Raw genomic sequence first — 25720 nt, 5'->3', positions numbered from 1 at the left:
CCCTCGGCCGGAAGCGTTGGCGGCGTCAGTCGGGCGCGTCCCCCGCCGCGCCGTAGGCCATCCACCCGCCATCCACCGGCAGCGTCACCCCGGTGACGTAGCTCGCCGCCGGCGAGGCCAGGAACCAGGCCGCCTCCGCCACCTCCGCCGGCCGCGCCAGCCGTCCCAGCGGCGCCCGCCGGGCGATCGCCGCGGTGTCGATCTTGCCGGCGCGCTCCAGCGCCTCGACCAGCGCGGTGCGGACGTAGCCGGGGGCGATGGCGTTCACCCGCACCCCACCATGGCCCCATTCCGCCGCCAGGGTCCGGGTCAGCGCGATGATCCCCGCCTTGGCCGCGGCATAGCCGTTGCGCCGCGGCAGGCCGGTGAGCCCGGCGATCGAGGCCAGATTGACGATGGCGCCGCCACCCGCTGCCAGCATCGCCTTCGCCGCCTCGCGGCTCGCCACGAAGGTGCCCTTCAGGTGGATGTCGAGCTGGCGCATGAAAAGGTTCGCTCCCTGCTCCACCGTCGGCAGGAAGGTGTCGGCGATGCCGGCATTGTTCACCAGCACGTCGAGCCGGCCCATGCGCGCCAGCGCCGCGCCCACCATCGCCACCACTGCGGGCTCCGCGGCCACGTCGCAGCCGAGCGCCAGGTGCCCCTCCCCCAGGGTGCGGGCGCGGGCCTCGGCCGCGTCCGGCCGCAGGTCGGCGATGACCAGGCGGTGGCCGCCGGCGGCGAAGCGCTGCGCGATCGCCCAGCCGATCCCCTCCGCCCCGCCGGTCACCAGGGTGACCGGGCTGCCTGCATCCGCCATGACGTGTTCCTTCCTCCCGTTCGGTGCAGCTTCCACCGGATCGGCCTGCCGGAACAGCCGCCCGTGGCGGCGGGGCCATGCGGATTTGAGGCGGCAAAAGCCTGAAATCCGGCTCAAAGGAGTTGAGGCCGCAGCGGCGCCGATCGGCGGCGGCGCCCGAAATCCGCGGGTTTGCGCGGACCACGCTTCAGGATTTGAGGCATTGAGCGCCTGAAGCCCGCCCCGCTGCCGCACCCCGGACGCGATGCGGCCGCTGATGATATTCCCATCGCAGATTCCGGCGCCGGGCGCAACGAAAACCGCCGAGCGCGGCTTCAGAAGATGCCGAGCGCCAGGCCGGCGCCGAGGGCCGCGCCCAATTCCTCGCAGCGGCGCAGGTCGGCCTCGGCCAGGTGCTTCGGGGCCAGGATCGCCTCCGGCGTCTGCGCCCGGGTGCAGACGATCAGCGGCTCGGCCACCGGGCGCAGGCGCCAGCCGGTGGCGATGCGGGCAGCCTGGCGCGCGGCGCCGGTGCCGTCGGAGCCGGCGGCGATGAGCAGGGCGTAGGGGCGGCCGTTCAGCCTCTCCAGCACCGGGTAGTAGCAGCGGTCGAAGAAGTCCTTCATCGGGCCGGAGAGCGCCGCCAGGTTTTCGGGCCCGGCGAAGAGGTAGCCGTCGGCGGCCAGCAGGTCGGCCGGCCCGGCGGCCTCGGCGGGCAGCATGCGGCACTCGGCCTCGGCGGCGGCGGCGCGGGCGGCGGCCTCGGCCATCTGCCGAGCGGCGCCGGTGCGGGAATGGAAGACGATCAGCAGGCGGGCCATGCGGCAGGATAGCGCGCGGCGCTTTCCGCGTCCCGCCGCGCCGGCATGCTGCGCGGCCCCTCACCCGCGGAGCCGGCCCCGATGTCTTCCTGGCCGACGCCGCCGCGCAGGCCGCGCGCAAGGTGGCGATCTGCCCCCGCCCTGGGATCGAGGGGCGGCCGCCGTTGAATGAGGATATGGCCTCGCTGGCGGCGATGCCGGAGGCGGAGGCCTGGCGGGTGACCTTCGCCAAGGACTGGCGATGATGCGGGCCTGCGACCTGATCATCGCCAAGCTGACGCCGTTCCGCCGCGGCTCGGCCGATGCGGGAAAGCTGGCCTTTGGGGTGTTCCAGCAGCGTGGTGCCGTTTGCCGAGCGGAGCGCGCGGCAGGTCGCGGCGGTGCCGGACCCGACCGGGGCTGACGGCGGGCGGGTTCGGGCCGCCGCAGCAACCTGGTGATCCCGGGGGCGGTGCTCCGGGCCGGCGGGGTGGGGATGGTGGTGCCGGAGGATGGGGTGGAGCGGGGGTTTGCGGCGTGGGAGATGCCCGAGCGGTGCATGAAGGCGGTGGCGGGGACGTTGGGGCAAGGCAGGGACGAAGGTCAGCGAGGTCGGCTATGGGCAGGAAGCGGGTCGAGCCGGAGCAGACATGGCGATCCGCTCCGCGCCGACGCCGGACCTTGAAGGTCGCTGCGCATTTGCCCAGGAGCGGACATCGGTCCCCTCGGCCCTGCTGACCGAGACGGGCGCGAAGCAGACGGCGACCCGTCGGGCGCCGGTCCGCGCTGCGGGGCCGCCCAAGATGTCGGCCATCAGCCCGTCCGCGTCCGTCGGAACTCAGCCGCGCAATCGACCGTTCGCCTGACCCCGCTTGGCCGCCTCTCGGCGGCTGGTGGAGACGGGCTTCACCACAGGCATGGCCTTCGCCTTGGCGGCTTGCACCTGGGCATGCCTGGCTGCCTCCGGGCGCGGCACCCTGGCGGTGCGCGGCGGAGCCACGCTGGTCCGCGACGACGCGGCCGGCAGGACCACCGGCCGCGGCACCACGGCGGCGGAAGCGGCTTCGACCGGCACCGGAATTGCCAGCGGGCGCGTGGCATCGGCGATCGAGGCCACGGCTCCGTCGCTGTCCGGCACGGGCAACCTCGCCGCGACGGGAGCCGGCGGGATCGCCGCGGCGCCGAGGCTGGCGGATGCCGCATCGGGGGCCGGAGCCTCGTCCGGATAGGAAAGTTCCAGCGACAGCACCATGGCGATTGCCGAAGCCACCACGCAGAGCGCCCAGGGCCAGCGGCGGCGCTCGAAGGAGTTCGGATCGGGCAGTGGCAGCGTCTGCTCGGGTGCCGCCACCTCGGGCTGTGGCGCCACCACACGACGCAGCGGCATCACCGCCGCCGGGCCACAATACGATGCGGAGAACTGCGCCTCGGCCGGCGCGATCCGCCCCGGGCTGCCGGCTGGCGGCAGCCCCTCGAGGTTGTCCGTCCAGCACCTGTCGAACGGCACGACCAGCCGCGCGACCGTGGCGACCCAGGCGTCGCCACCGGCAAGGTTGAGCGGCTGCACCCGGCCAAAGGCATCCATGAGGATCGGAACCAGCCGCGGCAGCTCCGGCGACCCGATCGTGCCGGCCAGGACCGGGAGGTGCCCGGCGAATATGGCGCCGAACCGCGCCTCGGCCAGCCGTCGGCCGAGGACCTGGTGAGCGTTGTCGACGTCTTTCTCCGATCCGAGGAGGGCAATGCCGAAGGCGGGATGCAGCACGACCAGCGGCACGCGCACGGGGTGGCCGGGGAAGCCGCCGATGTCACAGTCCCAGCCGACCCACCAACCTTCCGGTAGCCGCTGCACGCCGCGATCGGCGTCTTTCATCGCCAGGTTGAGCGGCGCAGCAATTTGCCCCGCCAGATGCGTCGACATGGCAAGATCCCCCGGCAAGCCCCTGGCGGATAAGGTATAGTTACAACCTGAAATGCCACTGCAAACTCGTCCTCGCACACAAAAGTGCGTGTGAAGGAAGCCAATTGGATGGTGTTGCGCGAACTCGGCTGGAGCATGGCCACCCCATGATGCGGGCTGCGCAGCCGGCCGCCGGTCGCGGTCCCGCAGCGGGCGATGACCGAGCCTGCAGGACGCGCTGGGAGCGCTGGTCCCCGCGCAACATCCGGCAGGCCGGCATGGAGCGATCCGGGGGAGTTGCCGGTTGCCGTCGCGTCAGGTCGTTTTTACATCGCCCTGGTCAAAAGGTGCTGCCTGCCTTGCGGCGTCGGCGCACCGTGCCTGACCATTCCAAAGCCAGCGGTTCTCCATCGGCCAAGGCCCGGCATTCGGTCGCGCTGAATGGATGTCGGAAGAGACGTCGAGGGTTAGTCCGCGCCTTCCCCCTAGACACCCCTCTCCCCACCTGCTCCACCCCCGCCCCATGCGCCCGACCATCGGAATCGACTTCGGCACCACCAACAGCGTCGTCGCCGCCCTGCGCCCGGACGGCAGCACCGTCTCCCTCAGCCATGCCGCCGGCGAGGTCTTCCGCTCCGTCCTCTGCCTCTGGCAGGCCGGCTCCGCCGGCACCCGCCATGCCGCCGGCCCGGCGGCGATTGAGGCCTATTTGGAAGACCCGCTCGCCTCCCGCCTCATCATGTCGATGAAATCGTATCTGGCGCAGCGCAGCTTCCGCGAGACCCGCATCCATGGCCGCGCCTGGACGCTGGAGGCGCTGGTGGCCACCTTCCTCGGCGACCTGCTGGCGCCCTTCGTGGCGGAGCTCGCCGGCGCCCGCATCGTCGTCGGCCGCCCGGTCCGCTTCGCCGGGGAAACCGCGGACGATGCCTTCGGCGAGGGGCGCCTGCGCGCCGCCTTCGCCGCCGCGGGCCTCGCCGACGTGCAGGTGGCGCTGGAACCTGCCGCGGCCGGCCATCGCTTCGCCGCCAGCCTCGACGGGCCGGCGACGGTCCTGGTCGGCGACCTCGGCGGCGGCACCAGCGACTTCTCCGTCCTGCGGTTCGAGCCAGGCCCGCCGCGCCGCGTCACCCCGCTCGGCCACGCCGGCGTCGGCATCGCCGGCGATGCCCTGGACTACCGGATCATCGACCGGGTGGTCTCGCCGCTGCTGGGCAAGGGCGACCAGTACACGGTCTGGGGCAAGCCGATGCCGATCCCGGCGGGGTGGTACCTCGCCTTCGCCCGCTGGCACCAGCTTTCCCTGATGCGGGCGCCCAAGGTCATGGCCGACATCGCCGAGGTGACCCGCACCGCCGAGCACCCCGACCGCCTGCGCCACCTGGTGATGCTGGTGGAGGAGGAGGCGGGCTATGCGCTGTATCGCGCCGTCTCCGGCGTGAAGGCGGCGCTGTCGCGGGCGGAAAGCGCCGTGCTGTCGTTCCGGCACGAAGGCTTCCGGGTGGAAGCCCCGATCGCCCGCGCCGATTTCGAGGCCTGGATCGCCCCCGACCTGGCGCGGATGGGCGCGGCGGTGGATGCGGCGCTGGCCGATGCCGGGATCGCCGCCGGCGCGGTGGACCGGGTCTTCCTCACCGGCGGCACATCCCTGGTGCCGGCCGTGCGGCGGATCTTCGAGCAGCGCTTCGGCGCGGCGCGGATCGCGGGCGGCGGCGAATTCGTCTCGGTCGCCGAGGGCCTGGCGCTGATGGGCGCCTGACCCCGCCGCATCCTTTGACCGCCTGGGCCGTTTCCAACCGGGGCCACACACGGAAGGAACATACCAGATGAGCGGCCATGCAGCGCAGGTGAAGGAACACATGGAAGTCGTCGGCAGCGACGGCCAGCATGTCGGCACCGTCGACCACATGGACGGCGACCGCATCAAGCTGACCAAGAAGGACGACCCGGACGGCAGTGGCCAGCACCACCACTACATCCCCGCAAGCAGCATCGCGGCCGTCGAGGGCGGCAAGGTGAAGCTGTCCATGCCGGCCGACCAGGCCAAGAAAGCGGCCACCACCCCCGGCATGAGCCGCTGACCTGACGCCCGGGCATGGCGCTTGCTAGTTCTGCGGCGCGGAACCAGGAGGCACCATGCCCGACATCTACGCGCAGCGCGGCTACGGCAGCCGGCCCATCGGGTTCGGCGCCAAGCCGGGCCTGGTGGTGGTCGATTTCCAGCGCGGCTTTATCGACCCGGACTTCCCGATGGGCGGCGCGCCGATGGTCGATGCCGCGGTGCGCAACACGGTGCCCTTGATCGCGGCGGCAAAGCGCGCCGGCCTGCCGGTGATCGCCTGCGTCAATGGCTATGACGGCCCGCGCGCCGCGCCGCACTGGAAGATCGCCCCGGTGCTGGACCTGCTGGCCGGCACGCCGGCGGTCGAGCTCGACCCGCGCATCGCCGCCGCGGGGCCGGACGTGGTGCTGATGAAGTCGGCGCCCTCGATCTTCTTCGCCACCCCGGCCGCGGCGATCCTGACGAAGGAGCGGGTGGATACGGTGATCGTGGCCGGCTGCATCACCTCGGGCTGCGTTCGGGCCAGCGTGATCGATGCCTTCTCGCTGGGCTTCCGGGTGATGGTGCCGCAGGATTGCGTCGGCGACCACGACCAGGCGGCGCATGACCAGAACCTCAAGGATGTCGAGCGGCGCTATGCCGATGTCATCGACAGCGCCGCCTGCATCGCCGAGATCGAGCGCTGGCGGGCGAGCAATTCCGCGGCGTTCTGAAGGAAGGCCGGCACCCGCCGCGCGGCAGGTGCCAAGCCCACAAAAAGGAAGGGAGGGGTTCGGGGCGGGAATACCTTTCCCTCCCTGACCTTCCCACCTGACGGCAACACGGGAGAGCGACCATGCCGAAAGAGATCCTCTGCGCCTTCAGCATCCACTGCGACGCAGTCGCCGGCTGGCTCGGCAGCTACATGGGTGAGGACAGCCCCGGCGACATCAGCCGCGGCGTCTTCGCCGCCGAGGTCGGCATGCCGCGCATCCTGAAGCTGTTCGAACGCTTCGGCCTGACGCAATCCTGGTTCATTCCCGGCCACACCATCGAATCCTTCCCCGCCCAGACCGACCAGGTGGCGAAGGCGGGGCACGAGATCGGCCTGCACGGCTACAGCCACGAAAACCCGCTCGCGCTGAGCCGCGCGCAGGAAGAAGCGATCTTCGACAGGTGCATCGGCCTGATCGAGAAGCACTGGGGCCGCAAGCCGGTCGGCTATGTCGCGCCGTGGTGGGAGGTCTCGGCGGCCTCGATCGAGATCCTGGTCGAGCGCGGCATCGCCTACGACCATTCGCTGATGCACCACGACTGCACGCCCTACTACGTCCGCACCGGCGATGCCTGGACGCCGATCGATTATGCCCAGCCGGCCGAGGCCTGGATGAAGCCCTTCACCAAGGGCACGGTGACCGACCTGGTCGAGATTCCGGCGAGCTGGTACCTCGACGACCTGCCGCCGATGATGTTCATCAAGAAGTTCCCCAACAGCCACGGCTATGTCTCGCCGCATGCGCTGGAGCAGATCTGGCGCGACCACTTCGACTTCATCTACCGCGAATACGACTACGCCGTGGTGCCGATGACCATCCACCCGGACGTGTCGGGCCGGCCACAGGTGCTGATGATGCTCGAACGCCTCATCGGCCACATGTTGAAGCACCCTGGCGTCCGCTTCGTGACGCTGGAGGAGATGGCGCAGGATTTCCGCCGGCGCCATCCCCGGTAGCGGCTACTCCGCGGCGACGGCCCCCGGCGGGGTGAAGGCCTTGATCGGCGGCAGGTTGCCGGTGAAGCGCTCGACCTCCACCGTGGTCAGCTGCCCGGTGCAGCCCTGAGCAAGGCGCGAGGTGCCGGCATCCCGCGTCAGCACGTTCGGGTTGCCGTGCACGCAAAGCGACCCGTCCTCCGCCGGATCCTCCGGATCGTACCAGGCGCCGGTCGGCAATTGCACCACGCCGGGCATGACGTCCTCCGTCACCGCGGCCGAGGCCAGGCAGGCGCCGCGCGCGTTGAACAGCCGGACGATGTCGCCATCGGCGATGCCGCGTGCGGCGGCGTCCGTGGGATGTATGCGCATCACCTCCCGCCCGCGGCGCTTCATCTCGACGCTATGGCCGCCGAAGTCGAACTGGCTGTGCAGCCGCGTGGCCGGCTGGTTCGCCACCAGCCGCAGCGGTGCCTCGGCCGCGGGCACGTCCCGCGGCGCCAGCCAGGCCGGATGGCCGGGGCAGTCGGCATAGCCGAAGCCGGCGATGGTGGCCGAGGCGACCTCGATCCGCCCGCTCGGCGTCGGCAGCGGATCGTCTTCGGGGTTGCGACGGAAGGCGCCGAGGATCCCGCCATCGTCAGGGCCTTGCGGCAGCATCAGGTGCCCGGCCTGCCAAAAGGCGTCGAATTCCGGCGCATCGAAGCCCTTGGCGCGCAGGTCGTCCGCGGTGCGGTCATAGAGGTGCCGCAGCCAGTCCCGCGCGCTGCGGCCTTCGGTGAATTCGGCTTCCTTGCCCAGCCGCGCGGCAAGGTCGGAGAAGATGGCGTAGTCGTCCCGCGCTTCCCCATAGGGTTCCGCCAGCTTGTGCATCGCCACCATCAGCGGGTCGGTCTGGCTGCTGCCGATATCCTCTCGCTCCAGCGTCATGGTCACCGGCAGGACGATGTCGGCATGCCGCGCCGTCGCGGTCCAGGCGAGCTCGTGCACCACCAGCGTGTCGACGCGACGGAAGGCCTCGCGCAACCGGTTTAGATCCTGGTGGTGATGGAAGGGATTGCCGCCAGCCCAGTAGACCAGGCTGATATCCGGGTAGGTCAGCACCTGCCCGTTGTATTCGAACTCCGCGCCCGGGTTCAGCAGCATGTCGCTGATCCGCGCGACGGGGATATAGGCGCCGACCTTGTTGCGCCCCTGCGACAGCGCGGCGGTCGATACCGCATTGTACCGCCGCCCGGTATGGCCCAAAGCGCCGAGCGCATAGTTGAAGCCGGCCCCGGGCAAGCCGATCTGCCCCAGCACCGAGGCCAGCGCGATGCCGGCCCAGACCGGCTGCTCGCCGTGTTCCGCCCGCTGCAGGGAATGCGAGACGGTGACCAGCACGCGGCGGCCCGCCAGGCGGTGCGCCAGGGCGGTGATGGCCTCGGCAGCGATGCCGGTGATCGGCGCGGCCCAGGCGGCGTTCTTCGGCTGGCCGTCGCCGCGGCCGAGCAGATAGGCTTCCAGCACCGGCCAGCCCGTGGTGTAGCGGTCGAGGAAGCCGCGGTCGTGCAGACCGGCCGCGACCAGCGTATGCATGATCGCCAGCATCAGCGCGGTGTCGGTGTTCGGCGTGATCGCCAGCCATTCGGCCCGGGCCTCGGCCGGCATGTCGTCGCGCAGCGGGCCGACGCCGATGAAGGCGCAGCCGCGCGCCGCCGCCGCCTGCATCGACCCGCGCTCGATGTGCTTGCTGATGCCGCCGCCCGCGACCATGGAATTCTTCAGCGCCAGGCCACCGAAGGCCAGCACGACGTCGCTGTGTTCCGCTATCTGGTCCCAGGTGACGTTGTGGCGGCTGACGGATTCCATCGGCCCCAGCACATGCGGCAGGATGACGCCCGCCGCGCCGGCGCTGTAGCTGTTGACGCTGCGGACATAGCCGCCGAGCGTGCTGTTCAGGAAGCGATGCACCTGGCTCTGCGCATGGTGGAAGCGCCCGGCCGAGGACCAACCGTAGGACCCACCGAAGACCCGCTCCGGCGCCGTGCGCGCGAGTTCCTTCGCCAGCAGGTCCAGCGCGCGGTCCCAGGACACGGCGACATACTCGTCCCTGCCGCGGCGCGGATCGGCACCCGGCCCATCCTCCAGCCAGCCGCGGCGGACCATCGGAAGGGCGATGCGCGCCTCGTGCCGCAGCGCGCCCGGGAAGTTCTGCAGGATACGGTTCGGGTCGGGATCATCGGCGTGCGGGCGCACGACCAGTTCGCCATCGCGCCAGGCCGCGGTGAACGCGCCCCAATGCGACGAGTGCGGGCGGAATTCTTCGGTCATGCCGGTGTCAGCCCTTCGCCTTGTCGAGTTCGGAAAAGACTTCCATCGCCGCGCGCACCGCCGCGACGGCGGTCGGCACGCCGGCATAGATGCCGACATGCAGGAAGATCTCCTTCAGTTCCTCCCGCGTCAGGCCGTTGTTCAGCCCCATGCGGATATGCGACTTCAGCTCCTCGGTCCGGCCGAGCGCCGTCAGCACCGAGATGGTGATGGTGCTGCGGGTCGAGCGGTCCAGGCCGGGACGGTTCCAGACCGCGCCGAAGCAATGCTCGAACAGGTATTGCCGGAGGTCGCGGGTCATCTCGTGCTGCCCGGCCTCGTCCATCGCCTTCTGCGCGACCTCGGGGCCGCGCATCTCGAACCAGACTTCCTTGCCGGCCTGGAAGAACTCGTTCTCGTCGAAGGGGAATTTCGTCATCGTCCTGATCCTTCAGCGGCCCTGGAATTCCGGCAGGCGCCGCTCGGCGGTCGCCTTGATGCCTTCCTTGAAGTCGGCGGTCTTGCGCAGCCAATCCTGCTCGACCAGCTCCCGCTCGGTTGCCTGCTCCACCGCATCGGCCAGGCCGCGGCGCAGCGTCTGCCGCGTGGCGGCGACGCCGAGCGGCGAGGATTGCGCGATCTCGGTGGCCAGCGCCATCGCCGTGTCGCGCACTTCCGCCAGCGACACGAGCTGGTCGGCGAGGCCGAGCCGCACCGCGTCCTCCCCGCCGATGCGCCGCCCCGTGTAGAACAGCAGCGCCGCCTGCTGCTGGCCGACCAGGCGCGGCAGCGTCGCGGTCAGGCCGAAGCCGGGATGGAAGCCGAGCCGGGTGAAATTGGCGCTGAACCGGCCTTCCGCGCAGGTGACGCGGAAATCCGCCATGCAGGCGAGGCCGAGCCCGCCGCCGATCGCTGGCCCCTGCACTGCGGCAACGATCGGCTTCCTCGTGCGGAACAGCCGGATCGCTTCCTTGTACAGGTGCCGGCCCGGGCGTTCGTCGCCGACGTCGCGGCGGGCGAAGTCGGCGCCGGCGCAGAACGCCTTGCCCTGCGCCGCGAGCACCACGGCGCGCACGACGGGGTCGGCATCGGCGGCCTCGAAGGCGGTGGCGATCTCCTCGATCAGGGTGATGTCGAAGAAATTGTTCGGCGGCCGCTGGATCTCGACCGTGGCGACATGGCCGGAGGTGGTGACGCCGATACTGGTGAAGGCCATGGGGGACTCGCTCGCTGGAGATGGGAGGGTCCCGCGCTGCCCGTCATCGGCCATTCCGGCTCGTCCCTCCCGCAAGCTGGGCAGGCTAGACCGAGGATCGCCGGCTGCGAAGGGCGGGAGGATCGAAGCCATTGCGCCACAGCGCGGCTTCGGCCACCAATTGCCGCAAGAGCCAACGGGAGGAACCGGTCATGGACGGGCTGCGCAACAGCGAATACCGCCATATCGAAGTCGGCCGCATCGCCGGCTCGCTCGGCGCGGAGGTGACCGGGGTCGACCTGGGGCAGGACCTGCCGGACGACGTGCTGGACGAGATCCGCCAGGCCTTGCTGGCGCATTGCGTGATCTTCTTCCGCGACCAGCGGCTGACGCCGGAGACGCAGCTGGCCTTCGCCCGCCGCTGGGGCGAGATCCACCTGCACCCCTACATGGCCGGGATGGACGACCACCCCGAGGTGCTGGAGATCGTGAAGACGCCGGCCGACAAGACGAATTTCGGCGGCTCCTGGCATTCCGACCAGGCCTTCACGCCGCGCCCGGCGATGGGGACGATCCTCTATGGCAAGGAGATCCCCTCGGCCGGCGGCGATACGCTCTGGACCAACCTGTATCTGGCGTATGAGGCGCTGTCGCCGGGCATGCAGCGGATGCTGGACGGGCTGAAAGGCGTCTATCGCGGCGACAATTTCAGCAGCCACGACGGCAAGACGCGCAAGGAATTCTACGCCGACAAGATCGGCATGAAGGTGGTGGATCCGGGCAGCACGCAGACCGTCTCGACGCACCCGCTGATCCGCACGCATCCGGAGACCGGGCGGCGCGCGCTGTTCGTCGGCGGCCACCTGCACCGGTTCGAGGAGATGACCGAGGCCGAGAGCCGGCCGCTGATCGACTTCCTGATGCAGCATGCGGCACGGCCGGAATTCACCTGCCGCTTCCGCTGGGCCAGCGGGTCGCTCGCCTTCTGGGACAATCGCTGCACCATGCACTTTGCCATCAACGACTATCCGGCGGAGACGCGGGTGATGCATCGGGTGACGGTGTGCGGCGACGTGCCGTTCTGAAAAGAGGTTGGGGAGGGAAACAGGTGTTCCCTCCCCAAGCCCCACCCTTCCCTTTTGTGGGTTGGCTGCCGCCGCGCGGCGCACGCAAGGCTCACAAAAATAGATGAGGGGGTCCGGGGGAGAATACCTTCTCCCCCGGCCTTTCCTTCACCGCACCGCCGCCAGCACCCGCTCCGCCTGCCGCAGATGCGGCATGTCGAGCATCCTGCCATCCATCCCTACCGTGCCGATCCCCGGATTGGCCGCGAAGGCCTCCACCACGCGGCGGGCGAAGGCGACTTCCTCGGCGGTCGGCTGGAAACCGGCATTGATCGGCGCGACCTGCGCCGGGTGGATGGCGATCTTGCCGGTGAAGCCCTCGCGCCTTGCGGCGGCGCAGGCGGCGTGCAGCGCGGCCTCGTCGCGGAAGTCGGGCTCCAGCGTGTCGATCGGCTGGGCATTGGCGGCGACGGCGGCGACCAGGCAGGCGGATCGCGCGATGCGGTAGGTCAGCGACAATCCGCCGCCGGAATCCTGGTTGCTGCTGGCGCCGAGCGCCGCGGCCAGGTCCTCCGCCCCCCAGGTCAGCCCGTGCAGCCGCGGCACCGCGATGCGCGCATAGTCGGACAGGCCGAGCACGGCGGCGGCGGTTTCGGTCGCCACCGAGAGCAGGCGGATGCCGCCCGGCGGCAGCCCCTCCCGCGCCTCCAGCGCATCCAGCCAGTGGGAGACACGCAGCAGCTCCGCCGGGCCGCTGACCTTCGGCACCACGAGCCCGTCGGGGGCGGCGCGCACCACGGCGGCGGCATCGACCAGGCCCTCGCCATCCAACGGATTGATGCGCACCCACAGCTGCGGCCGGCGGGCCCGCGCGCCCAGGTATTCGCAGATCATCCCGCGCGCCAGCGGGCGGCGGCCGGCGGCGACGGAGTCCTCGAGGTCGAGGATCAGCGCATCGGCGCCGCTCTCGCTGCCCTTGGCCAGTTTCCTTTCGCTGTCGCCCGGGACGAAGAGCCAGGACCGCGGCGGCGCGCTCATGCGGGGCGGCCCTTCATCAGGGCGGAGCGGCGGCAATGCGCGACCAGCTCCTCTCTCTGGTTGAAGGCGCGGTGCACGAACTCGATGATGCCCTGGCCTGGCCGAGACTTGCTCTCGCGCTTCGACAGGACTTCCGATTCGACGCGGATGGTGTCGCCGTGGAACAGCGGCTTGGGGAAGCGGACCTCGTCCCAGCCGAGGTTGGCGACGGTGGTGCCGAGCGTGGTGTCGCCGACGGTGATGCCGACCATCAGCCCGAGGGTGAAGGCGCTGTTGACGATGCGCTGGCCGAATTCCGTCTCGGTCCGGCAGTATTCCTCGTCTAGGTGCAGCGCCGCGGGGTTGTGCGTCAGCGCCGAGAAGAAGACGTTGTCGGCCTCGGTGATGGTCCGCCGCATGACGTGGCGGAATTGCTGGCCGACCTCGAATTCCTCGAACCACAGACCGGGCATCGGGCCCCCTCCCCTCGATTATTATGGTCTTGCCGAGGGTAGGCCCGCGTACCAACCTCCGGCAACTGCGCCCAGGGAGCACGTCATGGATTTCGGTTTCTCGCCCGAGCAGGAGGCGATTCGCGAAGGCGTCGCCGCTGTCTGCCGCCGCTTCGGCGACGACTACTGGCGGGACTGCGAGGCCGAGGCGCGCTTCCCCCGCGAATTCCACCAGGCGATGGCGGAAGGCGGCTGGCTCGGCATCACCATGCCCACGGAACATGGCGGCGCCGGGCTCGGCGTGACGGAAGCGGCGATCATGATGCATACCGTCGCGCGGTCCGGTGGCGGGATGGCCGCAGCCTCCTCGCTGCACATCAACATGTTCGGCCCGCACCCCATCGTCGTGCACGGCACGGCGGAGCAGAAGGCGCGCTTCATCCCGCCGCTGGTCGAGGGGCGCGACCAAGCCTGCTTCGGCGTGACCGAGCCGAATGCCGGGCTCGACACCACCAGCATCACCACCTTCGCCGAGAAGGTGCCGGGCGGCTACCGCGTCAACGGGCGCAAGCTCTGGACCTCCACCGGCCAGGTGGCGAACAGGATCCTGCTGCTGGCCCGCACCGTGCGGAAGGAAGAGGCGCGGCGCCCGACCGAGGGCATCACGCTGTTCTACACGCCGCTCGACCGCAGCAAGATCGACGTCAAGCGGATCCCCAAGATGGGCCGCGCTGCCGTCGATTCGAACATGGTCTTCATCGACGACCTGTTCATCCCGGAGGAGGACCGCATCGGCGAGGAGGGCCGCGGCTTCAACTACCTGCTGGACAGCCTGAACCCGGAACGCGTGCTGGTCGCGGTGGAGGGGATCGGCATCGGCCAGGACGCGCTGGACCGCGCCTCCCGCTACGCGCGGGAACGCGTCGTCTTCGGCCGGCCGATCGGGCAGAACCAGGGCATCCAGCACCCGCTGGCGGAATGCTGGACCAAGCTGGAATCGGCCCTGCTGATGGCGATGAAGGCGGCCTGGCTTTACGACAACGGCCGGCCCTGCGGGGCGGAGGCGAATGCGGCCAAGCTGCTCGGCGGCCGGGCCGGCTACGATGCGTGCCTGCAGGCGGTGATGACGCATGGCGGCATGGGCTACGCCAAGGAATACGTGGTCGAGCGCCTGCTGCGTGAGGTGATGATCACCCGCATCGCACCGGTCTCGGAACAGCTTGTCCTGTCCTTCATCGCCGAGCGGGTGCTCGGCCAGCCGAAATCCTACTGAGATGACGCCGCTCACGGGCCTCCGCGTCCTCGATTTCTCCAAGGTCCTGGCAGGTCCCTTGTGCGGCCAGTGGCTGGGCGACCTCGGCGCCGACGTGGTGAAGATCGAGCCGCCGGGGGTGGGCGACGACACCAGGGGCTGGCCGCCCTTCCGCGGCGGGGTGGGCGCGGTCTTCCTCAGCGCCAACCGCAACAAGCGCAGCCTCGCACTCGACCTGAAGACGCCGGAAGGCCAAGCCGCAGCGCAGCGCATGGCGCGCGAGGCCGACGTGGTGATCGAAAGCTATGCGACCGGCGTCGCCGAACGGCTCGGCATCGGCGCGGAGGCGCTGTGCGCGGCCAATCCGCGGCTCATCCATTGCAGCATCTCCGGCTTCGGCCGTAGCGGACCACTGGCCAAGGGGCTCGGCTACGACGTGATCCTGCAGGCCTTCTCCGGCATCATGGCGATGACCGGGGAACGCGGCGGCGGGCCGATCCGCAGCCCCTTCTCGCCGATCGACCAGTCGACCGGCATGAACGCCTTCTCCGGCATCCTCGCCGCGCTGTTGGAGCGCGGCCGGACGGGCAAGGGCTGCCGGCTGGAGGTCTCGCTGTTCGAGACCGCGGCGGCGCTGCTCGGCTACTCGCTGCAGATCTACTGGGAGAAGGGCGCGCTGCCGGAGAAGTCGGGCTCGGGCCATGAATCGCTCTGCCCCTACCAGGCCTTCGACGCCGCGGACGGGCCGGTGCTGATCGGGATCGCCAGCGACAACCTCTGGCGGCGCTTTGCCGCCGGCATCGGCCGGCCGGACCTGGCCGAGGACCCGCGCTTCCGCACCAATGCCGACCGGGTTGCCCATTTCGCCGAGACGGTGGCGCTGGTGCAGGAGATCGTGGCGACGGAGAGCGCGGCGCATTGGGTGGAATTCTGCGGCCGGGTCGGCATCCCCTGCGCCGCGATCAACACGCTGGCCGACATGCTGGCGCATCCGCAGACCGCGGCGCGAGGCGTGGTGATGGACTACGACCACCCGACGCTCGGCACCCTGAAGACTCTGGCGCAGCCGATCCAGTTCAATGGCGAGGCACGCATGGTGCGGTCGCCGCCGCCGCTGCTGGGTGAGCATTCGACGGCGGTGCTGGAAGGCTTCGGCTTCGCCGCGGCGGAGATCGCCGCCCTGCGCGATGCGGGGGCGATCGGCCCGGCCTAGACCCCGAGGGGGAGCGGGGGAGGCAGCCCGGTCAGGCTGCCGCCAGGAAAGGAAAGGCCCTACCCCGTTTTCCCTGGCCCGCCCCGCAGAAGCAGATTATTCGGCCTTGCTCAACCCTGGATAGACACAGCCTAGCGAGCCGCATCATCTGCCGCGACGGTGATCAGACCCGCATCGGCATCAGCACGTACAGCGCCTCGGGCTTGGCCGCATCCGTCACCACGGTCGGCGCGCTGCCGTCGGCGAAGCGGAATTCGACCTTGTCGCCGATCTGGTCGGTGATGTCGTTCAGGTACCGGGCCTGGAAGCCGATCTCGAGCGGCGAATTCTCGTAGCTCACCACGTCGCCCTCCAGCTCCTCCTGCGCCTGGCCCTGCTCGGCGCTCGACGCCGAGAGCAGCAGGTGGTTGCGGTCGAGCGAGAGCTTCACCGGGCGGGAGCGTTCGCTGCTGATGGCGGCGACGCGGCCGACGGCCTCGGCGAATTCCTTCTTGTTGACCCGCAGGATCTTGTCGTTGCCGCGCGGGATGACGCGGTCGTATTCCGGAAAGGTGCCGTCGATCAGCTTGCTGGTCAGCTGCACGCTGCCGATGTCGAAGCGGATCTTGGTGTCCGACAGGCGGATGGCGATCTCGTCCTGCGTCTCCTCGGCCAGCTTGCGCAGCTCGTTGATCGTCTTGCGCGGGATGATGACCCCGGGCATGCCGCCGGCGCCGTCGGGCAGCGGCTCCTCGACGCGGGCCAGGCGGTGGCCGTCGGTCGCCACGGCGCGCAGCACCTGCACCCCGTCGCTCTCGGTCGAATGCAGGTAGATGCCGTTGAGGTAGTAGCGGGTCTCCTCGGTGGAGATGGCAAAGCGCGTGCGGTCGACCAGTTCGCGCAGCTGCCCGGCCGGCAGGCTGAAGCTGTGCGGCAGCTTGCCCTCGGTCATCGAGGGGAAATCCTCGACCGGCAGCACCGAGAGGTCGGTGTTGAAGCGCCCGGCGCGCAGCTTCAGCGCGGCATCGCCGCCGGCATGGTCGAGCTCGACCTTGGCGCCTTCGGGCAGCTTGCGGACGATCTCATAGAGGGTCGCGGCCGGCGCCGTAGTGCGGCCGGGGCGGGAGACCTGGACACCGGGGACGTCCTCGACCACCGCGATCTCCATGTCGGTCGCGGTCAGCTTCAGCCCGCCGTCCTGCACCGAGATCAGCACATTGGCCAGGATGGGGATGGTATTGCGGCGTTCGACCACGCTCTGCACATGCGCCAGCGCCTTGAGCAGGATCGCCCGTTCCACCGTGAACTTCATGCCACCCAGGCTCCCCCGACGATCCGTCCAGCCGCTGCCGATTGCCACCCGCGTCCGGGTGGGCCGGCCAGTCTATCAGCGCCGCACGCCGGCGCTGCGTCTCCCGGCCCGGCTTCTAGCAGCCTCGATTCGAGCCGATAAGGTAGGGTTTTCGCCGCGCCAGACCAAGGGCGGCGTTACGCTTCCGGCGCAGGTTCGGGCCGTACCGGGCGATAATCCGGCCCCGGGCGAACTCCCCGGGCCTGACCGCTAGGTCTCCAGCATCTTCCGCAGCAGCGTCACATCCTCAGCGAAGCCGGCATCGGCCGCCATGAGCTCGGAGACGCGGGAGACGGCGTGCATGACCGTGGTATGGTCGCGATTGCCGAAGCGCCGGCCGATCTCGGGCAGGGAGCGCTGGGTCAACTGCTTGGCCAGGTACATCGCCACCTGCCGCGGCCGCGCCACGTTCCGTGCCCGGCGAGCGGAGACCATGTCGGTCAGGCGCAGGTTGTAGTGCTCGGCCACCTTGCGCTGGATCTCCTCGATCGAGACCCGCTTCTCATGCGCCCGGAGGACGTCGTGCAGCACCTCATGCGCGCTGTCGATGGTGATGGGCCGGCCGAACAGGTTGGCATGCGCCACCAGCCGGTTCAGCGCGCCTTCGAGTTCGCGGACATTGGTGGTGATCTTGGTCGCCAGCAGTTCCATCACCTTGGCCGGCACCAGCACCTGCGCCGCGGCGGCCTTGGCCTGCAGGATCGACAGCCGCAGCTCGTAGGTCGTCGCATGCAGGTCGGCGACCATGCCGCAGCCGAGCCGGGTGCGGAGGCGATCCTCGATCCCCGCCAGGTCGGAGGGCGGCTTGTCGGAGGAGACGACGATCTGCTTGCCCTGGTCCACCAACGCATTGAAGGTGTGGAAGAACTCCTCCTGCGTATTGTCCTTGCCGATCAGGAATTGCAGGTCGTCGATCATCAGCACGTCGACGGCGCGGAGCGTCTCCTTGAACTCCATCGTCGACTGCGACCGCAGCGCGGCGATGAATCGATACATGAACTTCTCGGCGCTCATGTAGGCGACGGTGCGGTGGGTATCGCCCTCGCGGATCGCCCAGGCGATGGCGTGCATCAGGTGGGTCTTGCCCAGGCCGACGCCGCCATAGAGGAACAGCGGGTTGAAGCCCGGGCTGGCCGGGCGTTCCGCCACCCGGCGGGCGCAGGCATGGGCGAATTCGTTCGGCTTGCCGACGACGAAGGTGTCGAAGGTGAAGCGCGCCTCCAGCGGCACGACCCAGTCGGAGCGCGGCTCCGGCGTGCGAAATTCGGGCGGGCGCGGCGGCGGCGCCAGGCTTTCGGCCAGGCCTGGCGCTTCGGTGCGCAGCGGGGCGGCGGCGCCTTCGGCATAGGCGGGCTCGGCGCCGGCGCCGACGGTCGCCTGGGCGACGCGGATCTCGACCCGGCGGACGGCGCCGTCCTCGGCCTGCCACAGGGCGCGCAGGCGGTCGCCGTAATGGCTGTTCACCCAGTCGCGCAGGAAGCGGGTCGGCAGCAGGATCACCGCCTCCTCGCCATCGATCCCGTGCAGCGTCATCTGCCGCAGCCAGGTGCGGTATTCGACCTCGCCGACCTCGTCACGCAGGCGCCCGCGGATGCGGGCCCAGCAGGCGACCATTTGTCCGGACGTCTCTGGGGGCAATCCGCCGGCCTCCTTCTGCTCCCAACGCCTACAGGCGCCGGACACGCCGAACCGTCCTGCCCGGAAGATGGTTCCGCGGCGGGATGCCAGGTCACTCGGATGCGTGCTGTTTCGGGGGAAACGTGCCCGCCGCCCTGGCTGTCGGATGCTACTCCGGACACCAAGTCGGCGCAAATAGTAACTCGCCGGTATTGAGTGAAAACAGAGTACCGCTTGAATATATTCCTTAGAAAAACAGTAAGTAAATCCAAGGATTCTGGTAAACCGACAGGGCGTTTCAAGAACAGGATCAACCTGTTCTTGCCGACACCAACTCAATCACGGTTCGGAAAAATTGCCCGGCTCACGCCTGGGCAGCGGCTTCCAGCGACTTGATGCGGGCGGAGAGCCGCGACAGCTTGCGGGCGACGGTGTTGGCGTGGAACACGCCCTTGGTCGCGGCGCGCTGCATCTCGGGCTGCGCCGCCTTCAGCGCGTCCTGCGCCGAGCTCTTGTCGCCGCCGGCAATCGCCTGCTCGACCTTGCGGATGAACCCGCGCACCCGGGACTTCCGCGCACGATTGCGGAGGGTGCGCTTTTCCGTCTGGCGGATGCGCTTGCGGGCAGAGGCCGTGTTCGCCATGGGTGACTTTGACTCAAAACAGAGTGATGGGAGGGCGTACCGACGGCACGCGGGGAGCGGGTTTCTACAGGCCAGCCGGTGGCCCCGTCAAGCGAACGGGACACCGCCGCGGTTGCCCGCCGCGTCAGCGGTTCTGGAATTGGGCCTTCCGCTTCTCGGCGAAGGCCGCCATGCCTTCCTTCTGGTCGGCCGTGGCAAAGAGCGACTGGAAGATCCGCCGTTCGAATTTTACCCCTTCGGCGAGCGTCGTCTCATAGGCGCGGTTCACCGCCTCCTTGGCGATCGCCACCGAAGGCGCCGACAGGGCGCCGATCTTCTCGCCCAGCGTCACCGCCTCGGCCACCACCTCGGCGGCCGGGACCACGCGGGCGACCAGGTTGGCGCGCTCGGCCTCCACGGCGTCCATCATCCGGCCGGTGAGGATCATTTCCATCGCCTTGGCCTTGCCGATGGCGCGCGTCAGCCGCTGGGTGCCGCCCGCGCCGGGGATGACGCCCAGGTTGATCTCCGGCTGGCCAAACTTCGCATTGTCCCCGGCCAGGATGATGTCGCACATCATCGCCAGCTCGCAGCCGCCGCCCAGCGCGAAGCCCGCCACCGCGGCGATGACCGGCTTCTGGACATAGGTCACCGCCTCCCAGCGCTTGCCGATAAAGTCGTCGACGTAGATGGCGGGGTAGCTGCGGCCCTGCATCTCCTTGATGTCGGCACCGGCGGCGAAGGCCTTCTCCGACCCGGTGATGACGATGGCGGCGATGGCGGGGTCGGCGTCGTAGCCGCGCAGCGCCTGGCCGAGCTCGTCCATCAGCTGGTCGCAGAGCGCGTTCAGCGCCTTCGGCCGGTTGAGCCGGATGACCGCCACCCGCCCGGCGACCTCGGTCAGGATCATCTCGTATTCGGCCATGGGTGCCTCCCTCGCATCGAGCCGCAACCTATCACCGCTGCCTGCGCGGGCAATGGAAGGTGGCGCGGCCGGACTGGACGAAACGGCGGATGCCGGGGCAGGTGGGCAAGCCCGGGCAGTCGTCGCAGGGCAGGCCTTCGCGGTCGTAGACCTTGAAGCGTTCCTGGAAGAAGCCGATGCCGCCATCGGCCTGGACGTAGTCGCGCAGGGAGGACCCGCCGGCCGCGATGCTCTCCTCCAGCACCGCCTTGATCGCCGGCACCAGCCGCAGCGTCCGCGCCCCGGCGACGCTGGCGGCCAGGCGCTTCGGCGAGATGCCGGCGCGGTAGAGCGCCTCCGAGACATAGATGTTGCCCAAGCCCGCGACGACCTTCTGGTCCAGCAGCGCCACCTTGATCGGGGTGTGCTTGCCGGCCAGGGCCTTGGTGAGCACCTCCGGGGTGAAGGCCTCCTCCAGCGGCTCGGGCCCGATGCCGGCGAGCAGCCGGTGGGCGTCCTCGGCCGCGGTCGGCACCAGGTCGACGCTGCCGAAGCGGCGCGGATCGACGAAGCCGACTCGGATGCCCTCCTCGGTCTCCAGCGCCAGGTGCTCGTGCGCGATCGGTGCATTGGGCAGGTCCGCGGCGGGGCGGGCCACCATGCGGCCCGACATGCCCAGATGGATCAGCACGCTGTCGCCGCCCGAGAGCCGCATCAGCATGTACTTCCCGCGCCGGCGGAAGCCTTCCACCCGGCTGCCGGCCAGCCTGGTCGCCAGCCCATCCGGGAAGGGCCAGCGCATGTCGGGGCGGGCGATGCTGGCGGCGCGGATCAGCCGACCTTCCAGGACCTTGCGCAAGCCGCGCATCACCGTCTCGACTTCCGGCAGTTCCGGCATATGTCCCCGTTCCCCTCGCGGCGCTATGGTGGCCGGGCATGACCGAACGCAACACCCCCCCCAGTGACGACACCATCGACTTCGGCTACCGCGAGGTCCCCAAGGCGGCCAAGGCCGGCATGGTCCGCCAGGTCTTCGACAGCGTGGCGCCGCGCTACGACCTGATGAACGACCTGATGTCGCTCGGCATGCACCGGGCCTGGAAGCAGGCCTTCGTCGCCGCCATCGCCGCCTCCCCGCGCGAGACGCTGCTCGATCTCGCCGGGGGCACCGGCGACATCGCCTTCCGGGCGCTGGAGAAGGGCGCCGGACGGGTCATCCTGTCCGACATCAACCCGTCCATGCTGCAGGTGGCACAGGGCCGCGCGCTGGACCGCGGCCTCGCCGCCAACCTGACCTTCCTCTGTGCCGATGCCGAGCACCTGCCGCTGCCGGACCGCAGCATGGAGAAGGTCTCGATGGCCTTCGGCCTGCGCAACTGCACCGACAAGCCGGCCGTGCTGCGGGAGGTCCGCCGCGTGCTGCGGCCGGGCGGGCGCTTCCACTGCCTGGAATTCAGCCGGGTCGAGGTCGCGGCCCTGGCCCCGGTCTACGATGCTTGGTCCTTCCGCGTGCTGCCCGCGCTGGGCGAACGGGTGGCGCAGGACGGCGACAGCTACCGCTACCTCGCCGAGAGCATCCGCATGTTCCCCGACCAGGAGACGCTGGCCGGCATGATGCGGGCGGCGGGGCTGGAACGCGTGCAGCACCGCAACCTCACCGGCGGCATCGTCGCCATCCATACCGGCTGGCGCCTCTAGCGCCGCCGGCGCGCTGCGGCGCAACATTCCAAACCGGCGTCATTGCAAACGGCTGCTGCCTTTCCGGCGCACTGGGCGTATACAAACATACGATCAGGGGACTTCGGCGCGCGGGGGCGCGTTGAGGACGTGCGTCGAGGGGGACGGTTCAATCCATGATGCAGCAGCGCGAGAGGCTTTACCAACTGGAGAAGCCAATTCTCAGCCGCGATGCGGCAGCGATGGCGGCGCCGAACGGTCCCGTCATCCCACCAGGCTGGATCGGGCTCGAACAGTGCAACCTCAGCTCGGTGCAAGGTCAGGTGCTGCGGGTGCCGCATGTGCTGCTGCATCCGGAAATCGGCGTGGCGTTGATCGACATCGCCCCGGGCGAGTCGGTGGGGGCCGAGCCGGCCTTCCGCACCCGGCTCGAAGCCGCCCGCTTCGCCGCGATCTTCCCCGGCCAATTGCCCGTGGTGCACCTTCAGCTCCAGCCGGAGGAGCTGGACCGGCTCGACACGCTGCTGCCGCAGTCCTTCGCCACCCTGCCGGTGTTGAACCTGCCGGGTGGGGACGGCTGGGTCAGCGTGGTGCGCCGGGCCCTCGCCTCGCGCGGGCCGTTGCGCGACGGCCTGGCCGCGCCGGCCCAGGACCGCGCCGTCACCCCGCCGATGCTGAGCCGGGAGGTCGCGGCACAGCGCGCCGGCCTGACGCCCGCCGACCCCGCCGCAATGATCGAGCCGCCACGCACCGGCTGGCCGGTGCTGCCGGTGGCGCTCGGCCTCGCCGGGCTGTGCGGGGTGGTCGTGGCCGCGGTGGTGTTCTCGACCGCGCCGGAGCGCACGGCCGCACCCGCCGCGGTGGTCGCGGACCGCAGCGGCGCGCCGGCCGCGGCCCCCATGCCGACGGGCGGCGGCGTGGCAGCCCCTGCCAAGGTCGTGCCGCCACCGGCCCCGGCAGTCCCATCGGCACCGGCCCGGGTCGCCGCCAACGCGCCCAGGCCGCCGGAGCCGGTTGCGGCGCCGACCGTGGTCCCGCCGCTGCGGGACCGCGTGCCGGCTGCCGTCCCGCCGCCGCCCGCCGCCGTGGCGCCGGAGCGGACGCCGCGGCTGACGGTCCGGGCGGCGGCGAATATCCGCAGCAGCCCGAACAACAAGGCGCCGATCCTCCGCACCGCGCCGCAGGGCGAGGTCCTGCGTGAGTTCAGCCGCAGCTTCGACGACTGGGTGGAGGTCGGGGATAAAGAGCCGCAGGGCTGGATGTTCGGGAAGTTCCTGGTGCCGGTGAAGCCGTGAGGCAAGGCTGGGGAGGCTTGTGAGTCCGGCATCCGCCGCACCCGCAGAAATAAAGGACGGTCCAGGAAGGATACTTCCTCCCTGGCCTTGCTTCATCCCGCCTCCAGCGCTGCCTGGATGCCGCGGGTCCAGGCGCCGGCCCCGGCGGACAGCAGGCCGATATCGGTCTGCGTCGTCAGGAACCGCGCACCGCGCCGGATGATCGCCGCCTGGGCCTTCGGGTCGCGCTGGCCGCCGCAGCCGAAATGCACCTTGTTGGCGCGACAGGCCGCGATGATGCGGTCGATCGCCGCCTGCAATTCCGGATCGGCGTATTGCCCCGGCTTGCCCATGTCGGTGAGCAGGTCGTTCATCCCGACATGGATGACGTCGATGCCCGGCGTGGCGGCGATCGCCTCGACGTTCGCAACGCCTTCGCGCGTCTCGATCATGCAGGCGAGGAAGGTCATGGCATCGACCGCGGGCAGTGCCTCGGCCGGCGGGACGGCGGCGAAGTCGTAGTAGGGATAGCCGCCGGTGACGCTACGGCGGCCGAGCGGGGCGAAGCGCACCGCGGCGACGGCGGCCCGTGCGTCCTCGGCGGTGTTCACGTCCGGATAGACGATGCCGGTGACCCCGTTGTCGAGCAGCGCCTGCACCTCGGCGTCATGCACCGAGCGCACCCGGGCGAAGGGCGCGACGCCGAGGGCGACCGCGGCCTGGGCGATGTGGCCGATGGTCTCGAGGTTGAACAGGCTGTGCTGGACATCGATGAAGAGGAAGTCGTGCCCGGTGGCGCGGGCGATCCGGGCGATCTCGGCCGAGCGTGACATCCGCACGCCGAGGCCGAGCACGGTTCCCCCGGCGGCGAGCTTCTGCTTCACCGGGTTGGTCAGGGGCGGTAGGGCCATGGCGGAGTTCCTCCGGTGCGCTCTTGCCGGCATGGCAGCACCGCGGCCGGGCGCCGGCAACCCGGCTTGACCCTGCCCGCCGGCGCCCGTCGAATGGCCGGCGACGTCCAAGGGGGAAGAAGCGCATGGCGGAGATCCGCGTGAAGGCCGAGATCGCCGGCTCGGTCTGGAAGATCCTGGTGCAGCCGGGCGAGGCGGTGGCGGCGGAGGACAGCCTGATGCTGCTGGAATCGATGAAGATGGAGATCCCCGTGGCGGCGCCGAAGGCCGGCACCCTGCTGGAATGGCGGGTGGCGGAAGGCGAGGCGGTGGCCGAGGGCGATGTCGTGGCGATCATGCGGGGCTGAAGCGCGGCGGCGGGCTGCCGGCATGCCCTGCGCCGCCCGGAATGGTCCATTGTCCCCGCTCTATAGGGGGGATCAGCGATGCGGGTGACGGTTCTCGGCGCCGGGGCGGTGGGCGGCTGGCTGGCGGCGGGGTTGGCGCGGGCCGGCGTGCCGGTCGCGGTGCTGGCGCGCGGCGCGACCCTGGCGGCGCTGCGGGCGGATGGCCTGACGCTGCAGCAGGGCGGGATGCGGGAGACCTTCCCGGTCACCGCCTCGGACGACCCGGCGGAGCTGCCGCCGGCGGATATCCTGCTGCTCGGGCTGAAGAGCCATGACCTGCCTGCCGCCTTGCCGCTGGTCGAGCGGCTGCTCGGCCCCGGCACGCTGGTCGCCACCGCGCAGAACGGGTTGCCCTGGTGGTTCCTGCAGGGTTTCGGCGGCCCCGCCGAGGGGCTGGTGCTGGACAGCGTCGATCCCGGCGGGGCGCTGGCGCGGGCCATCCCGGTCGGCCGCGTGCTGGGCGGCGTCGCGCATGTCGGCAGCCGGGTCGACGCGCCGGGTGTCATCCGGCTGATGAAGCAGGACCGGATGCTCTACGGCGATCCCTCCGGCCGGCACCACGTGGCGCTGGCGGCGCTGGTCGGCGCGCTGGACCGCGGTGGCATCCCGGCCCAGGCGGTGGCGGATATCCGCATGGAGGTCTGGCTCAAGCTCTGGGGCAATTCCAACATGAACCCGCTGAGCGCGCTGTCGCGGGCCGACATGCTGGCGATGCTGGACGATCCCGGCGTCGCCGGGCTGATCGAGGGCATGATGCGGGAAATGGCGGCGATCGGCGACCGGATCGGCCTGCCGATCGCGCAATCGATCCCGGAACGCCTGGTCACCACCCGCCGGCTCGGCGCCTTCCGCACCTCCATGCTGCAGGACCTGGAGGCGGGGCGGCCGTTGGAAACCGGGCCGGTGCTGGGCTGCCTGGTGGAACTCGCGCAGCGGCTGGCGGTGCCGGCCCCCATGCTGGCCGGCATCCATGGGCTGGTGCGGCTGCTGGAGCGCAGCCGCTGATCAGTCCGGCTTGTCGGTGCTGAGCGGGCCTTCCAGGCCGGTGCGATCGCGCCGGGTCGGGAAGATGTCGACCGGGCCGCCGAGCTCGGCGGCGCGCTCGGCGCTGTCGCCGGGCTGGGCGTCACCGGTGCCGATGGGGCGGTCGATGGTCCCGCTGGCGCGTTCGGGGGCGAGCCGACCGGGATCGTCGGGGGCTTCGCCGGGGCGGGTGGGCTTGGGGGTTGTCTTCTCGGTCATGCCGCGGTCAACGCCGGGCGGTGGGTGGAGGTTCGTGGCTTG

At 70.4% G+C, this 25720-nt stretch carries 28 protein-coding genes; 13 read left to right on the top strand and 15 right to left on the bottom strand.

Features of this window, described 5'->3' with window-relative positions; all coding sequences use genetic code 11:
- Window positions 1-25 precede the first annotated feature (25 nt).
- Both ACFQS7_RS04190 and ACFQS7_RS04185 read right to left on the bottom strand, forming a co-directional pair.
- Window positions 26-799, bottom strand: coding sequence for a glucose 1-dehydrogenase (locus ACFQS7_RS04190; RefSeq protein WP_380065760.1), 774 nt, complete (start codon window positions 797-799; stop codon window positions 26-28).
- Between the two features lie 314 nt (window positions 800-1113).
- On the bottom strand, window positions 1114-1599 hold the full coding sequence (locus ACFQS7_RS04185) for a flavodoxin family protein (RefSeq protein ID WP_380065759.1): 486 nt from the start codon (window positions 1597-1599) through the stop codon (window positions 1114-1116).
- A 122-nt stretch (window positions 1600-1721) separates the two neighbouring features.
- Here ACFQS7_RS04185 and ACFQS7_RS04180 point away from each other — a divergent pair, with 122 nt between their 5' ends.
- Together ACFQS7_RS04180 and ACFQS7_RS04175 are read left to right on the top strand one after the other, a co-directional pair.
- Entirely contained in the window at window positions 1722-1844 is a 123-nt protein-coding gene (locus tag ACFQS7_RS04180; RefSeq protein ID WP_380065758.1) for a hypothetical protein, read from the top strand.
- The gene (locus tag ACFQS7_RS04175; RefSeq protein ID WP_380065757.1) at window positions 1841-2002 is read left to right on the top strand and encodes a hypothetical protein; all 162 of its coding nucleotides are present in this window, start codon (window positions 1841-1843) and stop codon (window positions 2000-2002) included. Before ACFQS7_RS04180 ends, ACFQS7_RS04175 begins: the two co-directional genes overlap by 4 nt.
- Window positions 2003-2416: 414 nt before the next feature.
- Here the strand turns inward: ACFQS7_RS04175 and ACFQS7_RS04170 are convergent, their stop codons facing one another.
- Window positions 2417-3499 carry a hypothetical protein gene (locus ACFQS7_RS04170; RefSeq protein ID WP_380065756.1) on the bottom strand — a complete coding sequence of 361 codons (1083 nt, stop codon included), beginning with the start codon at window positions 3497-3499 and terminating at the stop codon, window positions 2417-2419.
- Window positions 3500-4001: 502 nt separating this feature from the next.
- On the opposite strand from ACFQS7_RS04170, the gene ACFQS7_RS04165 reads away from it, so the two are divergent.
- From ACFQS7_RS04165 to ACFQS7_RS04150, 4 genes are all read left to right on the top strand, one after another.
- Window positions 4002-5237: an Hsp70 family protein gene (locus ACFQS7_RS04165; RefSeq protein WP_380065755.1), complete on the top strand. Its 1236-nt coding sequence runs from the start codon at window positions 4002-4004 to the stop codon at window positions 5235-5237.
- Window positions 5238-5304: 67 nt separating this feature from the next.
- The gene (locus tag ACFQS7_RS04160) at window positions 5305-5559 is read left to right on the top strand and encodes a DUF2171 domain-containing protein (RefSeq protein WP_380065754.1); all 255 of its coding nucleotides are present in this window, start codon (window positions 5305-5307) and stop codon (window positions 5557-5559) included.
- Between the two features lie 55 nt (window positions 5560-5614).
- The gene (locus tag ACFQS7_RS04155) at window positions 5615-6253 is read left to right on the top strand and encodes an isochorismatase family protein (protein ID WP_380065753.1); all 639 of its coding nucleotides are present in this window, start codon (window positions 5615-5617) and stop codon (window positions 6251-6253) included.
- 122 nt (window positions 6254-6375) lie between these two features.
- Window positions 6376-7251, top strand: coding sequence for a polysaccharide deacetylase (locus tag ACFQS7_RS04150; protein ID WP_380065752.1), 876 nt, complete (start codon window positions 6376-6378; stop codon window positions 7249-7251).
- Window positions 7252-7254: 3 nt separating this feature from the next.
- On the opposite strand, the gene ACFQS7_RS04145 is transcribed toward ACFQS7_RS04150, so the two are convergent.
- From ACFQS7_RS04145 to ACFQS7_RS04135, 3 genes are read right to left on the bottom strand one after another with little or no spacing between them, the layout of a single operon-like run.
- Window positions 7255-9543: a molybdopterin guanine dinucleotide-containing S/N-oxide reductase gene (locus tag ACFQS7_RS04145; RefSeq protein WP_380065751.1), complete on the bottom strand. Its 2289-nt coding sequence runs from the start codon at window positions 9541-9543 to the stop codon at window positions 7255-7257.
- Window positions 9544-9550: 7 nt separating this feature from the next.
- Window positions 9551-9961: a carboxymuconolactone decarboxylase family protein gene (locus tag ACFQS7_RS04140; RefSeq protein WP_380065750.1), complete on the bottom strand. Its 411-nt coding sequence runs from the start codon at window positions 9959-9961 to the stop codon at window positions 9551-9553.
- A gap of 12 nt (window positions 9962-9973) precedes the next feature.
- A complete protein-coding gene (locus ACFQS7_RS04135) occupies window positions 9974-10738 on the bottom strand; it encodes an enoyl-CoA hydratase/isomerase family protein (protein ID WP_380065749.1) in 765 nt (254 codons plus the stop codon).
- A 191-nt stretch (window positions 10739-10929) separates the two neighbouring features.
- On the opposite strand from ACFQS7_RS04135, the gene ACFQS7_RS04130 reads away from it, so the two are divergent.
- Window positions 10930-11802, top strand: coding sequence for a TauD/TfdA dioxygenase family protein (locus tag ACFQS7_RS04130; protein ID WP_380065748.1), 873 nt, complete (start codon window positions 10930-10932; stop codon window positions 11800-11802).
- A 147-nt stretch (window positions 11803-11949) separates the two neighbouring features.
- Here ACFQS7_RS04130 and ACFQS7_RS04125 read toward each other — a convergent pair whose 3' ends face one another.
- Window positions 11950-12819, bottom strand: coding sequence for an HpcH/HpaI aldolase/citrate lyase family protein (locus ACFQS7_RS04125; RefSeq protein ID WP_380065747.1), 870 nt, complete (start codon window positions 12817-12819; stop codon window positions 11950-11952).
- Window positions 12816-13271, bottom strand: a complete 456-nt coding sequence (locus tag ACFQS7_RS04120; protein WP_380065746.1) for a MaoC family dehydratase — start codon at window positions 13269-13271, stop codon at window positions 12816-12818. Before ACFQS7_RS04120 ends, ACFQS7_RS04125 begins: the two co-directional genes overlap by 4 nt.
- An 85-nt stretch (window positions 13272-13356) precedes the next feature.
- Here ACFQS7_RS04120 and ACFQS7_RS04115 point away from each other — a divergent pair, with 85 nt between their 5' ends.
- Window positions 13357-14523 carry an acyl-CoA dehydrogenase family protein gene (locus tag ACFQS7_RS04115; protein WP_380065745.1) on the top strand — a complete coding sequence of 389 codons (1167 nt, stop codon included), beginning with the start codon at window positions 13357-13359 and terminating at the stop codon, window positions 14521-14523.
- A gap of 1 nt (window position 14524) precedes the next feature.
- Window positions 14525-15715 carry a CaiB/BaiF CoA transferase family protein gene (locus tag ACFQS7_RS04110; protein ID WP_380065744.1) on the top strand — a complete coding sequence of 397 codons (1191 nt, stop codon included), beginning with the start codon at window positions 14525-14527 and terminating at the stop codon, window positions 15713-15715.
- A 163-nt stretch (window positions 15716-15878) separates the two neighbouring features.
- Here the strand turns inward: ACFQS7_RS04110 and dnaN are convergent, their stop codons facing one another.
- The 5 genes from dnaN to mutM all read right to left on the bottom strand — a co-directional run bounded on the left by dnaN (window position 15879) and on the right by mutM (window position 21086).
- On the bottom strand, window positions 15879-17006 hold the full coding sequence (gene dnaN / locus ACFQS7_RS04105; RefSeq protein WP_380065743.1) for a DNA polymerase III subunit beta: 1128 nt from the start codon (window positions 17004-17006) through the stop codon (window positions 15879-15881).
- Window positions 17007-17255: 249 nt separating this feature from the next.
- On the bottom strand, window positions 17256-18659 hold the full coding sequence (gene dnaA / locus ACFQS7_RS04100; protein ID WP_380065742.1) for a chromosomal replication initiator protein DnaA: 1404 nt from the start codon (window positions 18657-18659) through the stop codon (window positions 17256-17258).
- 367 nt (window positions 18660-19026) lie between these two features.
- The gene (gene rpsT / locus ACFQS7_RS04095; protein ID WP_380065741.1) at window positions 19027-19305 is read right to left on the bottom strand and encodes a 30S ribosomal protein S20; all 279 of its coding nucleotides are present in this window, start codon (window positions 19303-19305) and stop codon (window positions 19027-19029) included.
- Window positions 19306-19429: 124 nt separating this feature from the next.
- Window positions 19430-20209 (bottom strand): enoyl-CoA hydratase, encoded by a 780-nt coding sequence (locus ACFQS7_RS04090; protein WP_380065740.1) that lies wholly within the window; start codon window positions 20207-20209, stop codon window positions 19430-19432.
- A 31-nt stretch (window positions 20210-20240) separates the two neighbouring features.
- On the bottom strand, window positions 20241-21086 hold the full coding sequence (gene mutM, locus ACFQS7_RS04085; protein ID WP_380065739.1) for a bifunctional DNA-formamidopyrimidine glycosylase/DNA-(apurinic or apyrimidinic site) lyase: 846 nt from the start codon (window positions 21084-21086) through the stop codon (window positions 20241-20243).
- A 38-nt stretch (window positions 21087-21124) separates the two neighbouring features.
- Between mutM and ACFQS7_RS04080 the strand changes: the two genes are divergently transcribed.
- Together ACFQS7_RS04080 and ACFQS7_RS04075 are read left to right on the top strand one after the other, a co-directional pair.
- Entirely contained in the window at window positions 21125-21886 is a 762-nt protein-coding gene (locus ACFQS7_RS04080; RefSeq protein ID WP_380065738.1) for a class I SAM-dependent methyltransferase, read from the top strand.
- A gap of 155 nt (window positions 21887-22041) precedes the next feature.
- Entirely contained in the window at window positions 22042-23160 is a 1119-nt protein-coding gene (locus ACFQS7_RS04075; RefSeq protein ID WP_380065737.1) for an SH3 domain-containing protein, read from the top strand.
- A 92-nt stretch (window positions 23161-23252) separates the two neighbouring features.
- On the opposite strand, the gene ACFQS7_RS04070 is transcribed toward ACFQS7_RS04075, so the two are convergent.
- Window positions 23253-24050 (bottom strand): HpcH/HpaI aldolase/citrate lyase family protein, encoded by a 798-nt coding sequence (locus ACFQS7_RS04070; protein WP_380065736.1) that lies wholly within the window; start codon window positions 24048-24050, stop codon window positions 23253-23255.
- Window positions 24051-24175: 125 nt separating this feature from the next.
- On the opposite strand from ACFQS7_RS04070, the gene ACFQS7_RS04065 reads away from it, so the two are divergent.
- Together ACFQS7_RS04065 and ACFQS7_RS04060 are read left to right on the top strand one after the other, a co-directional pair.
- Complete coding sequence (locus tag ACFQS7_RS04065; RefSeq protein ID WP_380065735.1) at window positions 24176-24397, top strand: biotin/lipoyl-binding carrier protein; 222 nt, start codon at window positions 24176-24178, stop codon at window positions 24395-24397.
- 78 nt (window positions 24398-24475) lie between these two features.
- Window positions 24476-25441 carry a ketopantoate reductase family protein gene (locus tag ACFQS7_RS04060; protein ID WP_380065734.1) on the top strand — a complete coding sequence of 322 codons (966 nt, stop codon included), beginning with the start codon at window positions 24476-24478 and terminating at the stop codon, window positions 25439-25441.
- On the opposite strand, the gene ACFQS7_RS04055 is transcribed toward ACFQS7_RS04060, so the two are convergent.
- Window positions 25442-25678, bottom strand: coding sequence for a hypothetical protein (locus ACFQS7_RS04055; RefSeq protein ID WP_380065733.1), 237 nt, complete (start codon window positions 25676-25678; stop codon window positions 25442-25444).
- Between the last annotated feature and the right edge of the window lie 42 nt (window positions 25679-25720).

The sequence above is a fragment of the Dankookia sp. GCM10030260 genome, from assembly GCF_042666655.1.
Taxonomy (GTDB): domain Bacteria; phylum Pseudomonadota; class Alphaproteobacteria; order Acetobacterales; family Acetobacteraceae; genus Paracraurococcus.
The sequence above is the reverse complement of the archived record's forward strand: the minus strand, read 5'-3'. Positions and strand labels throughout refer to the sequence as shown.